The following is a 12,448-nucleotide window of genomic DNA, read 5'->3' as shown; positions in this document are numbered from 1 at the left end:
TTGCGCGTAACGATCCTGCCGCAAGGCTGGCAGTTCGAGGCGGCGGAAGGCGAAACCTTGCTGCGCGCCGCCGAACGGGCCGGCATCCGTCTGCCCAGCTCGTGCCGCAACGGCACCTGCCGCACCTGTTATTGCGCCAGCGATGGCGGCAAGGTGCGCTATCTGGTCGAGTGGCCCGGCCTGTCGCTGGACGAGAAGCTGGCGCACGACGTGCTGCCCTGCGTGGCCGTGGCGCAGGAGGACATCGTCCTGACGATACCCGCGGCGCGGCGTATGGAACCGCCAGGGTGACTTGCGAACCTGGTCAACCGCGTCAACGGCACGGCGCGCGCCGCGGGTATCCGGTCAGCCCGGGGCATCGCCGCTGCGCAGGCGTGACAGCAGCGCCTCGGTCTGCTCGTTGAGCGGCAGGCCGTGGCGCCGCAGCAGCTGGACGTGCAGCACGAGGTTTTCCAGCACCAGTTTGGCGGAGACGGCCAGCAGCGTCAGGCGGCGGTCCTCTTCGCTGAACGATTCCATCGCATCGGCCATCTCGCACAGATGGCTGGCCACGATGCCCCGCAGCGCGTGCTCGTCGAACGGCAGATCGGCAAAGTCGATCGGGTCCTCCTGCTCCACTTCCTGCATCAGTAATTCGAGTTCCTGCCGGGTGATCGACATGTGTGGCTCCGGTGATGCACGTGCCTTCATTCTAGGCCAAAGGCGGCCGTAACCGCGCTAGAATCGGCAGACTGGAGGGTCCCCGACATGGCGCAGATCGTCTTCACGCAACAGCTGGCGCGCTTCCTGCCCGTCCCGCAGATGGCGACGGATGCGGCCACGCTGCGCGCCGCCCTCGACGGCATCCTGTCCACCAACGCGCGCCTGGCCGGTTACGTCCTCGACGACCAGGGCCGGCTGCGCGAAAACGTCGTCATCTTCATCGACGGCCGGCGCACACGCGAGCGCATCCGGCTCGACGACCCGCTCCGGCCCGACTCCACCATCCACATCTTGCAGGCACTTTCAGGAGGCTGACATGGCAGACCACGCATTGCTCGCAACCCGCAAGGGCCTGTTCGAACTGACGCAGGATGCCGCCGGCTGGGAGCTCGGGACCCCGCATTTTCCCGGCGACCCCGTCTCGGCCGTGCTGCACGACGCCCGCGACGGCAGCACGTACGCGGCGCTGAACCTGGGCCACTTCGGCGCCAAGCTGCACCGGCGCGATGCGGGCAGCGATGCGTGGACGGAAGTGGCCGTTCCCGTCTACCCGCCCAAGCCGGAGGACAGCGACGACAAGACCGACTGGACCCTCAAGCAGATCTGGACCCTGGCGGCGGCCGGGCCGGACCAGCCGGGCGTGCTGTGGGCAGGCACGCTGCCCGGGGGATTGTTCCGCTCCGCCGACCGGGGCGCCAGCTGGCAACTCGTGGAAGGCCTGTGGAACGTCGACGGCCGCGCGCAATGGTTCGGTGGCGGCTATGACGTGCCGGGCATCCACAGCATCTGCGTCGATCCGCGCGACAGCAACCACGTGCTCGTCGCGATTTCCTGCGGCGGCGTTTGGCTGACGGGCGATGGCGGCGCCACCTGGCAGTTGCGCACGAAAGGCATGCAGGCCCGCTACATGCCGCCGGAGCTGGCGGAGGATGGTGCCGGGCAGGACCCGCACCGGGTGGTGCGCTGCGCCGGCCAGCCGGACGTGCTGTGGTGCCAGCATCACAGCGGCATCTGGGTCTCCACCGACAACGCGGGAACGTGGGAAGAAGTGACGGCGCCGTTGTCCTCCTTCGGCTTTGCCGTGGCGGTCCATCCGCGCGACGGGCGTACGGCGTGGTTTGTCCCGGCGGTGGCCGATCAGCAGCGCGTGCCGGTTGCCGCTGCCTTTGCCGTGAACCGCACGCGCGACGGCGGCGCCACGTTCGACACGCTGCGTGACGGCTTGCCGCAAAAGCATTGTTACGATCTGGTCTATCGCCACGCGCTGGCCGTCAACGACGATGGCACGACGTTGCTGATGGCATCCACGACGGGTGGACTGTGGCTGTCGAGCAACGGCGGCGACCGCTGGGACGAGGTGAATACCCACTTACCGCCAGTCTATGCGGCAGTTTCCACCAGAAATTGATTGACCTTTAGTTTCCATGTGGAAATAATGGTGCTTTCTCGCTGAACTATACACTGCCGTGGCCACCGTTACCGATATCACCTCCATCCCCCTGACCGGCCTGATCAATATTGACGCTCTGCTCGACGAGGGACCGAACTGGAACTACCTGACCGGTAATCCGGACAACACGATTTACTATTCGTTCAGCACCTTCAATGCCTCGATCACGGACAATGACGACGTCAGCGGCAACATCCGCGCCTTCACGGCGAACCAGAAGCACTACACCCGTGAGGCACTAGATTACCTGACCGAAGTGACTGGCATCGAGTTCGTCGAATCGTTCAGCCCGAGCAGTGCGCAGATCAGCTTTGTCAACGCCACCATCGTCGACCCGGACGTGGCGGCCGAGTGCCGCTGGGAGTCGTCATACCGCTACAATCCGTACGACTATACGATCACGTCGTACAGCGCAAAAGCGATCATCTATCTGGACGATGTGTTCGGCACCCCGAACACCGACCTGACGCCCGGCGGCTACGGCTACCAGACGCTGCTGCACGAAATGGGCCACATGCTGGGCCTGAAGCACCCGTTCAGTGGCGATATCGTGCTGTCCGACGATGTCGACGACACGAGCTACACGCTGATGTCGTACACGTCCGACGGGTATATGCATACGGAATACAGCCCCTATGACCTGGCGGCGCTGCACTACCTGTACGGCGTCGACGGCCTGCGCGGCGAGATGGGCGTCAATTCGGCCGGCGGGGTATGGCTCGAAGGCGACGACGGCGACAACGTGCTGACGGGCGGCGTGCGTACGGACGTGCTGATCGGAGGCTGGGGCGATGATGTGCTGACGGGCCTGGCCGGCGACGACCTCCTCAGCGGCGGCGGCGGCGACGACGTCATCGATGGCGGCGCCGGTTTCGACACCGTTATCTATGCAGGCGACCGCAGCGACTACGACATCGTCCGCAACGGCCGTACCGCCACCGTCACCGACACGACCGACTGGGACGGCATCGACCGGCTGGTCGACGTCGAGCGCGTGATCTTCACCGACAAGGTGGTGGCGCTCGATATCGACGGGGTGGCCGGCTCTGCCTACCGGCTCTACCAGGCCGCTTTCGACCGCACGCCGGACGCCGGCGGCCTTGGTTACTGGATCAATGTGCTGGACAGCGGAACCAGCCTGCGCGACGTGGCCGCCGGCTTCATGCAGGGCGCCGAGTTCGCCGCGTTGTACGGCAGCAGCAATCCGGACAACGTGGCATTCGTCACGCGCCTGTACCAGAACATCCTGCACCGCGCGCCCGAGCAGGGCGGATTCGCCTACTGGACCGACTCGCTGAACAAGGGGGCGGACAAGGCCGAGGTGATGGCCGCTTTCAGCGAAAGCGCCGAGAACAAGGCACTGCTGATCGGCGTCATCGGCGACGGCTTCGACTACGACGCCTACACGGGCTGACCGGTACCCCAGTAAGCGAGGAACATGTCGACGGCCGTCGTGACGACAGTCGTCTGCTGGGCTTCCTCCAGCGCCGGCTGGCCCATCGCTACCTGCGGCCAGAACGCGAAGGTTTTCAGTTGCCCTTGCAGCAGCTGGGACATCAGCGCAGGATCGCCCGGTTTCAGTTTGCCGTCCGCCTGCGCCGCGCGCAGGAAGGCGGCGCCGCCTTCTTCCTTCTCGCTCAGTTTCGCCACCATGCTGTGCGCCCGCTCCGGCGTATGGATCGCTTCGGCGATCGCCACGCGTGCAAGGTCGAGGAAATACGGATCGCGCAGCAGCGCCATCTTGTGCGTCAGCAGGGTAATCAGCTGCGCGCGCAGCGGGGTGCCGGGGCGGTAAGCGATCGCGTCCACCGTCGCGCTGCACGTCCACAATTCCTGCAGGATCTGCGCGAACAGATCGTCCTTGCTGGGAAAGTGATTGTAGACGGTGCGCTTGGAGACGCCGGCCGTGGCCGCGATACGGTCCATGCTGGTGGCTTCGAAGCCGCTGACACGGAATTCGGCAATCGCCGCCTGGACGATGGCGGCGCGCTTGCGGTCGGTCAGGCGCTGGGGAGAGGGGGCGGACATGCGATTATTTTACACCGCCTGGTTTACTTTTCCTAAGTATGAAACTACACTGTGTAGTGTAACTTACTGAAACCGGTGACAGGCTCCGGTTTCAATTTGGTGCCACTCCCAACACACGACCACGACAGGCCATCATGACAACGACCGCCGCCCACGCATCGCCCCAGATCCAGAACGGCCGTTTCCGCAATCCGGCCCGCATGCAGCGGGGCGGCCTGCGCAAGACCCTGGGCATCCTGTGGAAGGTCCTCACGCAGAAGCCGGCCGACAGCGTGCCGTCCACGCCGATCCCCGTGCAGGCATTGAGCCGCGCCGGGCTGGAAGCCGCCCCGGACAACACGGTATTTCGCTTGGGACACTCGACCGTCCTGCTGAAACTGGACGGCCGCTACTGGCTGACGGACCCCGTCTTTTCGGAGCGCGCCTCGCCGTTCAGCTGGCTCGGCCCGGCGCGCTTCCATGCGCCGCCGCTGACGGTCGACGAGCTGCCGCCGATCGCCGGCGTCATCCTGTCGCACGACCATTACGACCACCTCGATTATGCCGCCGTGCTCGCACTGGCGCACAAGACGGCGTATTTCGTCACGCCGCTGGGTGTGGGCGACCGGCTGGTCGAATGGGGCGTACCGCGCGAGAAAGTGCGCCAGCTGGACTGGTGGCGCGGCGTGACGCTGGGCGGCATTGAGCTGGTCTGCACGCCCGCCCAGCACTTTTCCGGGCGCGGTCTGGGCGACGGCAACAGCACCTTGTGGTGTTCATGGGTGATCCGCAGCAGCGGGGCCAACGTCTTTTTCAGTGGCGACTCGGGCTACTTCCGCGGCTTCAAGGCGATCGGCGACAAGTACGGACCGTTCGACCTGACGATGGTGGAGACGGGCGCCTACGACCCGCAATGGCCGGACGTGCACATGCAGCCGGAACAGACGATGCAGGCCCACATCGACCTGCGCGGCAAGGTGCTGATGCCGATCCACAACGGCACCTTCGACCTGGCGCTGCACCCCTGGCACGAACCATTCGAGCGCATCGCCGCGCTGGCCGCACAGCACGGCCAGCAACTGGCCACGCCGGTGATCGGCGCGGCAATGTCGGTCACCTCTCCGCAAGCGGACCAGCAGTGGTGGAGATAATCCACCGGCCCTGACCCATAAAAAAACCGGCTCGCGAGCCGGTTTCCTGGTCTATCCCTGCATTACTTCATCCACAACCGCATCGCATCCCAGGCGCGGCCGAAGATCGATGCCTGCTCGACCGTTTCCAGCGCCACGACCGGCAGCTCCAGCATCGGCTTGCCGTCGACAACCATCTTCAGCTTGCCGACATTGGTGCCTTCGCCCAGCGGTGCGACCAGCGGGTCCTTGCGTTCCAGCACAGGCTTCATCTTGCCGGCCACGCCCTTCGGCACGGTCACCATCACGTCCTGGCGGAAGCCGATCTTGACGGTGTTCTTCGCGCCCTTCCACACCTGCGGCGTGTCGACGGCCTGGCCCTTGGCATACAGCCTGACGGTATCGAAGTTCTGGAAGCCCCAGTTCAGCAGCTTCTGGCTCTCGGCGGTACGGGTCGCATCGGAGTTCGTGCCCATCACAACGGAAATCAGGCGGCGGTCGATATTGCCGCTGGGGCGGTGCGCCGAAGCGACCATGCAGTAGCCGGCCGATTCCGTGTGGCCCGTTTTCATGCCGTCCACGGTCGGGTCGAGCCACAGCAGGCGGTTGCGGTTCTGCTGCGTGATCTTGTTGTACGTGAAGCTCTTGACCGAGTCGATCTTGTAGAACTGCGGGAACTCCTGGATCACATGTTTGGCCAGCACCGACAGGTCGCGTGCCGTCGTGTAGTTGTCCGGGCTCGGCAGGCCGTGCGGATTGGCGAACTTCGAACTCGTCATGCCCAGGCGCTGTGCCTCGCGGTTCATCAAGGTGACGAACGTGCCTTCGTCGCCGGCGACCGCTTCGGCCAGTGCCACGGCGGCGTCGTTGCCCGACTGGATCATCAGGCCATGCAGCAGGTCGTTGATGGAGACGGGGACGGCCGGGTCGATGAACATCTTCGAGCTGGACGAATCGACCTTCCAGGCGCGGGTGGAGACGTTGACCATCTGGTCCAGCGTCAGCTTCTTGTCGCGCAGCGCCATGAAGGTCAGGTATGCCGTCATGATCTTGGTCAGCGATGCCGGTTCGACACGCATGTTCGGGTCCTGCGCGGCGATCACCTGACCGCTGGTGGCATCGAGCAGCAGCCACGATTTGGCGGCGATGGTTGGCGCGGGGACGGTCTGGGCGGCGGCGGAAGAGAGTATCAGGACGCTGGAGACCAGCGCCGCGAGCAGTTTTTTCATTGATCTGGAACCGTAAAAATGGGTGCAAACAGGTGCAAACAGGTGCAAAACAGGGCGAGCCACGCGGCTGTGGCGCCGCGCGGCCGGGACATTATAGGGGTTCAACCGTCCTCGGGGTCGTCCTTTTGCAGCTGTTTTCCCAGCCACAGGGCGATCACCCAGTTCTTGATGTGCCCCAGCTTGCGGTGGAAGAAGTGGTCCGCGCCGGGGATCACGACCACCGGCACGTCCTGTGGCCGGGCCCAGTCGAACACGGCCTGCACGGGGATGGTGTCGTCGTTTTCGCCGTGGATCAGGATCGTGTCGGGCGGGATGTCGGCCATCTGCCATTTGCCGGCGGCGCTGCCGACAAGGGCGAGGCGCTCTACCGGCGTGCCTTGCGCCGCCAGGCGCTGCGCCAGCTGCGACTGCACGTAGGTGCCGAACGAGAAGCCGGCCAGCGCGACGGGCAGGTCGGGATGCTGCTCCACCATGTGGCGGTACAGCAGCTCCATGTCGTCCGTCTCGCCGTGGCCGCGGTCATGCGTGCCTTCGGACTGGCCGACACCGCGGAAGTTGATCCGCGCGACCACATAGTCCAGCGCGACGAAAGCGCGCGCCAGCGTCTGCGTGACCTTGTTCTCCATCGTCCCGCCGTACAGCGGGTGCGGGTGGGCCACGAGGGCGATGCCGCGCGGCTTCCTGCCGTCCAGCGGCATGTCGATCAGGCCTTCCATGGAGCCCGCGTGGCCCTGCATCGTGAAATGCTTGGTGTTCTTGTTCATCACTTGATCTTCAGTCTTTCTACCGGAGTGCCGCCCACGAGATGGCTGTCGATGATCTCGTCGATATCGCTCGTGTCGACATAGGTGTACCACGTGCCCTCCGGGTACACGACCAGGACGGGACCATGTTCGCAGCGGTCCAGGCAGCCCGCCTGGTTGATGCGGACGTTGCCGGCGCCATTGATATTGAGCTGCTTGCAGCGCTTCTTCGCGTGTTTCTGCGCCTGCTCGGCACCGCGGGGACCGCAGCTTTCGCGGCCGTCATCACGGGTGTTCATGCAGAAGAACACGTGATGCTTGAAATAGGGAGTGTCGCTCATGCTTGCCTCGTAAATTGTAGGGACCGGCGCGCGAGGCGCAGGCGTAATGATACCCTCAGGTGCGATTCAGTTTATGGGACGGCAGCCACAGGAACCACAGCGCGCAGAAGGGCCACAGCAGCGAGAGGAACTGCGCCGCGCCGTTGAAGTTCAGGAATTTGCCCTGTACCCAGGTCTGCATCGTCGCACTGAAATAGGGATTGACGGGGGTGCTGTTGACCACCACGATGTACAGGATCAGCGCCACCACCGCCAGCCGGCGCTGCGCCACCTGCGGCGCGAACGCCAGGCCGGCGATCATGATCCCGCCGATCAGGAAGCCTCCCTGCGCGCCGGGGGTGATCCAGACCAGCGCGTTTTCCGGCGCGAACAGCAGTGCCGATGCGAGCGTCTTGGCCATCACGGCACCGGCCAGCAGCCCGGCCGCCAGCAGTGCGCGCGGGGCGGGCCGGCGCATCAGGCACATGAAGGTCAGGGTCGCGGCCACCATGCTGCAGGCCGTGACGATCGTCTCGGACAGCCAGTACTGCTCCACGGTCAGATCGGGCTCGGGCCGCAGGTAGGACAGCAGGTCGATGTCCGCCTCCAGCCATGCGCTCAGCCATTCCGACGCGATGGGCAGCACCTGGCCCTGCCCGAACAGGAACGACGACGGATAGATCTGCGCCAGCGGCCACAGGGCCACCAGCACGAGGCCCTGGCTGGCGTGCAGCGCGAACCAGCGCTGGCGCAGGCGGTACAGGTGGCTCGTGTCGAGCAGCTTCCTGGCCGTCAGCACGCCGATCAGGCCACCGAGGGCGCAGCCGGCGCTGTTGGTATAAAAGTCCAGGTTAGACGATACGCGGCTGGGCAGGTAGGTCTGCACGGCCTCCATCGTGCCCGACACCAGCATCCCCGCCAGCACGGTCAGCAGGAAAGCCCAGATGCCGCGAATGCGCGGGTGCAGCGCCCACGCCACCAGCATGCCGAACGGGATGTAGCCGACCACGTTGATGACCGCGTCGAACATGGTCCAGTAGCGCGGCATCGCCGTATGCTCGAGGAAGATCAGCGGCGACAGGCCCTGGTTGTGCCAGCCCGAAAAGGGGAACCAGCTGGCATAGACGATCAGCAGCAGGTAAGCCAGCAAGGTCGCCCGCGCGACGGGCGAGCCGCGGTGCGCGCGCACCGGCTCCGACGCACCGGGCGCCGGTTGTTGATCCTCTGCGCCGTCGACGGCCATGGCTTACCGGGCCGGCAGCGTGGCCAGCCAGGCCAGGATGTCGGCCGCGACGGCGTCCGACGCCCCTGCCAGTGCCCGTGCGCCGCCCGGTGCATCGGCGCTGGGTGCCGGCAAGGTACGGGTAAAGGTACGCTGGTCCACCAGCTGATGCGAGCGGAACACGGAGGCGCGCAGCACGAGCGTCGCGCTGCTCCGGGCCACGCCATCGAAGTTCTGCGAGAACTCGTCCGCCTCCAGCCGCAGCAGCGGCACGCCGCCGCTGGCATCGGTGGTCGACAGCACCTTCACGCCTCCCTGGGCGATGCGCGCCTTGAAGCGCTGCGACAGCAGCTGCAGCGGCGTGGCGCTCCACTGGTTATAGGCATAGGGCCGCGATTGCTGGGCGTCGGCATACATCAGCCGGTAGAACATGCGCTGGTTATCCAACATGGCCGGGCCGGTCACGTCGGCCACCACGAGGGCCGGGAAGGTGCTGGCGGCCGGCGTGGCTTGGCTTGATGCGGGCGCGCCGAGCGGACCGAAGTCGTAGCTGGTCTGGCCCGGGCCTTTGCTGCTGGCGCAACCGGCCAGGATGGCCGCACAGGCGAGGATGGCGGCCAGGCGCGGGGAAGAGAGTTGGGTCATCGCTGTTCCTTATTGGGTCGGCGCCGCAAAGCCGGGTTCACCCGGGCCCGGCGTGGGATTCGGGGCGCCGAACAGGATGCTTTGCGGGCGGTCGTTCAGGGTGTTCATCGTGCGGCGCACGGCGCGCATCGACGAGCGGGTTTCGTCCGTCAGCGCCGTGATGCTCGGCAGCGTGTCGAGTTCCGCGCTGGTGACGACCGATTCGACGGAAGTCGCGGTGCGGTCCACCGCACCGGAGATGCGGGTGATGGCGCCATCCGGACCTTGCAGGCTTTGCGACAGCCGCGTCACGTCCTGCGCCAGCAGGTCCACCGATTTGAAGGCGCTTTCCGCCTTGTTCGCCAGCGCCGGCAGCTTGTCGATCGTCGGACCCAGGCGCTGCGGCAACGCACGATATTCCTGCGCGGCCGCGCTGACGTCGGAAAAGGCGCCCAGCATGGTTTTCTGGTTCTCGGGGCTGAGCAGGTCGTTGAGCTTTTGCGTCACGTCCTCGGCCTGCGACAGGATCGCCTGGCCGCGCTTTTCCAGCTGGTCGAAAAGGCCAGGGCGCAGCGGGATGCGGCTCGGATGGTCGGCATTGGTGGCGAGACGGGGCGAGCCCACCGATGCGTCGTCCAGCTGGATATATGCGATGCCGGTCACGCCCTGGTAGCCGAGCGTGGCGAACGTCGTCTTCGTGATCGGCGTGGCCGGATCGATGCTCAGGTGGACGAGGATCTGGCCGGCGTTATTCGGATCGAAATCGATCGTGTCGACCTTGCCGACCTCCAGGCCGCGGTAGCGCACCGCCGCCTGCGGGTTCAGGCCCGGCACGGACAGGCTGGTGGCCAGCAGGTACGGCGCATATTCGACGCGGTCGCGGTTGAACCAGATGCCGAACAGGACGGCCGCGACCAGCAACGTCAGCGTGAAGATACCCGTCATGAAAGCGTGTGAGCGGTTTTCCATGCATACTCCTTAATCGAGCGCTTCGAGGGCCCGCTTGCCGCGGTCGCCCAGGAAGAACTCCTTGATAAACGGATGCTCGACGCGGATCACGTCCTTCGTCGGCCCTACCGCGATCACGTGCTTTTCCGCCAGCACGGCGATACGGGTGGACAGCGCGAACAGCGAGTCCAGGTCGTGCGTGACCATCACCACCGTCAGCCCCAGTTCGCGGTGCAGGGATTTGATCAGCGAAACGAAGCTCTCCGAGCGGTCCGGATCGAGGCCCGCCGTGGGCTCGTCCAGGAACAGCAGCTTCGGCTCCAGCGCCAGGGCGCGCGCCAGTGCGACCCGCTTGACCATCCCGCCGGACAGGTCGGATGGCATCTTGTTCGCATGTTCGGGCCCCAGCCCGACCATGTTCATTTTCAGCAGCACGGCATCGCGCACCAGGTCGTTGGGCAGCACGCGCAGCTCGCGCATCGGCTGGGCGATGTTCTCGAACACCGTCAGCGCCGAATACAGCGCGCCTTCCTGGAACAGCATGCCCCAGTGGTTGCGCAGCAGTTGCAGCTGTTCCGCCTTGGCCTGCGTGATGTCTTCGCCAAAGATCCGCACGCAGCCCTTGCTGGGCTTTTCCAGCCCCAGCATCTGGCGCAGCAGCACCGTCTTGCCCGTGCCGGAGCCCCCCACGATGGACAGGATCTCGCCCTGTTCAATCGTCAGATCGAGGTCGTTGTGGATCACCGTGCGGCCGAACTTCGTCTGCAGGCCGCAAATTTCCACCACGGGCACGCTGCCATCGAGCGTCAGTTCGCTCGGCACTTCCGAGCAGCTGCGGTCTTCGTCGCCGGGCTCGAGCGTATTGTTTGTCACATCGCTCATCAGAACCCCACGCCGTTGAACACGATGGCAAACACGGCGTCCGCCAGGATGACGACCGTGATGGCGGTGACGACGGAGGTCGTGGTGCCGCGCCCCAGGCTTTCCGTATTCGGCTGGATGCGCAGGCCAAAGTGGCACGACACCAGCGCGATCAGCATGCCGAACACGGCGCCTTTACCGAGGCCGATCATGTAGTTTGCCAGCGGCACCGCATCCGGCAGCTTCTGGATGAAGTAACGCGCCGACAGATTCAGTTCCATCTTGGCCGCGGCCATGCCGCCGATCAGTGCCATCGTATCGGTCCAGATGACGAGCAGCGGCATCGAGATCGCCAGGGCCACGACCTTCGGCAGCACGAGCCGGAAGCCGTGCGAAATTCCCATTACCAGCATCGCATCGAGTTCCTCGGTCACGCGCATGACCCCCAGCTGCGCCGTGATCGACGATCCGGAGCGGCCCGCCACCAGGATCGCCGCCAGCAGCGGCCCCAGTTCGCGGATGATGCTCATGCCCAGCAGGTTGACGAGATAGATGTCGCCACCGAAGTTGCGCAGCTGCTGCGCGGACAGGTACGACAGCACGACGCCGATCAGGAAGCCGACCAGCGCCGTGATCCCCAGGGCCTGGAAGCCGGCATGGAAGATATTGGCCGAGATTTCCTTCCACGGGCCGCGTAGCGGGCTCTTGACGAAGCGCCACAGGTCCTGCGTGACCTGGCCGATGAGTCGCACGAAGCCCTGCAGGTGCTCGAAGAAATGCAGGATGCCGCCACCCAGCGTCGTGATCCAGCCCATGTGCTGCACTCTTGGGCGCGGCAGTTCCAGTTTGCCGGTGGCTTCGAGCCGCTTGAAGAACTCCTCCTGGCCGGGCGCCAGGCTCAGGGAGGCGGGCCGTTTATACCCCCACGCCTGCCAGAACAGCTGGGCACCGATGTGATCCATGCTGTCGATGGCTGACAGGTCCCAGTGGGCGTCGCCGCCGCGCTGCGCCTGGTCGAGCCGGGCCGACAACCCCTTCATGATCTTGCGGTGAGCCAGTGCGTGAACTTGCCATGTCCCGTCGGCGGTCACCGTGGTTCCCGACGCTCCGCCGGGTTGGAAAGTTAAGCTTGGCTCTTGTGCAATGGGCATGTCGCCAGTGTAAGTGAGATTCGTTTCGTTCGCCATACGCCCAGGCTCAACGGTGTGTCGG

General features: G+C 65.4%; 15 protein-coding genes. 5 read left to right on the top strand and 10 right to left on the bottom strand.

The window, feature by feature from the left end; all coding sequences use genetic code 11:
* Complete coding sequence (locus E1742_RS15015) at window positions 1-291, top strand: 2Fe-2S iron-sulfur cluster-binding protein (RefSeq protein WP_134385718.1); 291 nt, start codon at window positions 1-3, stop codon at window positions 289-291.
* Between the two features lie 54 nt (window positions 292-345).
* Here the strand turns inward: E1742_RS15015 and E1742_RS15010 are convergent, their stop codons facing one another.
* The gene (locus E1742_RS15010) at window positions 346-660 is read right to left on the bottom strand and encodes a hypothetical protein (RefSeq protein ID WP_134385716.1); all 315 of its coding nucleotides are present in this window, start codon (window positions 658-660) and stop codon (window positions 346-348) included.
* Between the two features lie 87 nt (window positions 661-747).
* On the opposite strand from E1742_RS15010, the gene E1742_RS15005 reads away from it, so the two are divergent.
* From E1742_RS15005 to E1742_RS14995, 3 genes are read left to right on the top strand one after another with little or no spacing between them, the layout of a single operon-like run.
* Window positions 748-1,017 carry a MoaD/ThiS family protein gene (locus tag E1742_RS15005; RefSeq protein ID WP_134385714.1) on the top strand — a complete coding sequence of 90 codons (270 nt, stop codon included), beginning with the start codon at window positions 748-750 and terminating at the stop codon, window positions 1,015-1,017.
* 1 nt (window position 1,018) lies between these two features.
* On the top strand, window positions 1,019-2,110 hold the full coding sequence (locus E1742_RS15000) for a WD40/YVTN/BNR-like repeat-containing protein (RefSeq protein WP_134385712.1): 1,092 nt from the start codon (window positions 1,019-1,021) through the stop codon (window positions 2,108-2,110).
* Window positions 2,111-2,168: 58 nt separating this feature from the next.
* Complete coding sequence (locus tag E1742_RS14995) at window positions 2,169-3,566, top strand: DUF4214 domain-containing protein (protein ID WP_134385710.1); 1,398 nt, start codon at window positions 2,169-2,171, stop codon at window positions 3,564-3,566.
* Here the strand turns inward: E1742_RS14995 and E1742_RS14990 are convergent.
* On the bottom strand, window positions 3,554-4,180 hold the full coding sequence (locus tag E1742_RS14990; protein ID WP_134385708.1) for a TetR/AcrR family transcriptional regulator: 627 nt from the start codon (window positions 4,178-4,180) through the stop codon (window positions 3,554-3,556). The genes E1742_RS14995 and E1742_RS14990 overlap by 13 nt on opposite strands.
* A 134-nt stretch (window positions 4,181-4,314) precedes the next feature.
* On the opposite strand from E1742_RS14990, the gene E1742_RS14985 reads away from it, so the two are divergent.
* On the top strand, window positions 4,315-5,310 hold the full coding sequence (locus E1742_RS14985) for an MBL fold metallo-hydrolase (protein WP_134385706.1): 996 nt from the start codon (window positions 4,315-4,317) through the stop codon (window positions 5,308-5,310).
* Window positions 5,311-5,372: 62 nt separating this feature from the next.
* Here E1742_RS14985 and E1742_RS14980 read toward each other — a convergent pair whose 3' ends face one another.
* From E1742_RS14980 to E1742_RS14945, 8 genes are all read right to left on the bottom strand, one after another.
* Entirely contained in the window at window positions 5,373-6,518 is a 1,146-nt protein-coding gene (locus E1742_RS14980) for a D-alanyl-D-alanine carboxypeptidase family protein (RefSeq protein ID WP_134385704.1), read from the bottom strand.
* A gap of 101 nt (window positions 6,519-6,619) precedes the next feature.
* Window positions 6,620-7,282, bottom strand: a complete 663-nt coding sequence (locus tag E1742_RS14975; RefSeq protein WP_134385702.1) for an alpha/beta hydrolase — start codon at window positions 7,280-7,282, stop codon at window positions 6,620-6,622.
* Window positions 7,282-7,617, bottom strand: a complete 336-nt coding sequence (locus E1742_RS14970; RefSeq protein ID WP_259772452.1) for a (2Fe-2S) ferredoxin domain-containing protein — start codon at window positions 7,615-7,617, stop codon at window positions 7,282-7,284. Before E1742_RS14970 ends, E1742_RS14975 begins: the two co-directional genes overlap by 1 nt.
* A 40-nt stretch (window positions 7,618-7,657) precedes the next feature.
* Window positions 7,658-8,824 (bottom strand): VanZ family protein, encoded by a 1,167-nt coding sequence (locus E1742_RS14965; protein ID WP_134385698.1) that lies wholly within the window; start codon window positions 8,822-8,824, stop codon window positions 7,658-7,660.
* 3 nt (window positions 8,825-8,827) lie between these two features.
* Window positions 8,828-9,448 carry an ABC-type transport auxiliary lipoprotein family protein gene (locus tag E1742_RS14960; RefSeq protein ID WP_134385696.1) on the bottom strand — a complete coding sequence of 207 codons (621 nt, stop codon included), beginning with the start codon at window positions 9,446-9,448 and terminating at the stop codon, window positions 8,828-8,830.
* Window positions 9,449-9,457: 9 nt separating this feature from the next.
* Window positions 9,458-10,396, bottom strand: a complete 939-nt coding sequence (locus E1742_RS14955; protein ID WP_134385694.1) for an MlaD family protein — start codon at window positions 10,394-10,396, stop codon at window positions 9,458-9,460.
* 9 nt (window positions 10,397-10,405) lie between these two features.
* On the bottom strand, window positions 10,406-11,257 hold the full coding sequence (locus tag E1742_RS14950; RefSeq protein ID WP_134385692.1) for an ABC transporter ATP-binding protein: 852 nt from the start codon (window positions 11,255-11,257) through the stop codon (window positions 10,406-10,408).
* Window positions 11,257-12,387, bottom strand: a complete 1,131-nt coding sequence (locus tag E1742_RS14945; protein WP_134385690.1) for an MlaE family ABC transporter permease — start codon at window positions 12,385-12,387, stop codon at window positions 11,257-11,259. The genes E1742_RS14950 and E1742_RS14945 overlap by 1 nt, the downstream gene beginning before the upstream one ends.
* Window positions 12,388-12,448 lie beyond the last annotated feature (61 nt).

Origin of the sequence: Pseudoduganella plicata, from assembly GCF_004421005.1 — a bacterium.
Classification (GTDB): Bacteria; Pseudomonadota; Gammaproteobacteria; order Burkholderiales; family Burkholderiaceae_D; genus Rugamonas; species Rugamonas plicata.
The sequence above is the reverse complement of the archived record's forward strand: the minus strand, read 5'-3'. Positions and strand labels throughout refer to the sequence as shown.

Excerpts from the sequence above, each read along its gene's own strand:
- E1742_RS15010 (WP_134385716.1), bottom strand. The coding sequence starts at position 660 with ATGTCGATCACCCGGCAGGAACTCGAATTACTGATGCAGGAAGTGGAG.
- E1742_RS15005 (WP_134385714.1), top strand. The coding sequence starts at position 748 with ATGGCGCAGATCGTCTTCACGCAACAGCTGGCGCGCTTCCTGCCCGTC.
- E1742_RS15000 (WP_134385712.1), top strand. The coding sequence starts at position 1,019 with ATGGCAGACCACGCATTGCTCGCAACCCGCAAGGGCCTGTTCGAACTG.
- E1742_RS14990 (WP_134385708.1), bottom strand. The coding sequence starts at position 4,180 with ATGTCCGCCCCCTCTCCCCAGCGCCTGACCGACCGCAAGCGCGCCGCC.
- E1742_RS14985 (WP_134385706.1), top strand. The coding sequence starts at position 4,315 with ATGACAACGACCGCCGCCCACGCATCGCCCCAGATCCAGAACGGCCGT.
- E1742_RS14980 (WP_134385704.1), bottom strand. The coding sequence starts at position 6,518 with ATGAAAAAACTGCTCGCGGCGCTGGTCTCCAGCGTCCTGATACTCTCT.
- E1742_RS14975 (WP_134385702.1), bottom strand. The coding sequence starts at position 7,282 with ATGAACAAGAACACCAAGCATTTCACGATGCAGGGCCACGCGGGCTCC.
- E1742_RS14965 (WP_134385698.1), bottom strand. The coding sequence starts at position 8,824 with ATGGCCGTCGACGGCGCAGAGGATCAACAACCGGCGCCCGGTGCGTCG.
- E1742_RS14960 (WP_134385696.1), bottom strand. The coding sequence starts at position 9,448 with ATGACCCAACTCTCTTCCCCGCGCCTGGCCGCCATCCTCGCCTGTGCG.
- E1742_RS14955 (WP_134385694.1), bottom strand. The coding sequence starts at position 10,396 with ATGGAAAACCGCTCACACGCTTTCATGACGGGTATCTTCACGCTGACG.
- E1742_RS14950 (WP_134385692.1), bottom strand. The coding sequence starts at position 11,257 with ATGAGCGATGTGACAAACAATACGCTCGAGCCCGGCGACGAAGACCGC.
- E1742_RS14945 (WP_134385690.1), bottom strand. The coding sequence starts at position 12,387 with ATGCCCATTGCACAAGAGCCAAGCTTAACTTTCCAACCCGGCGGAGCG.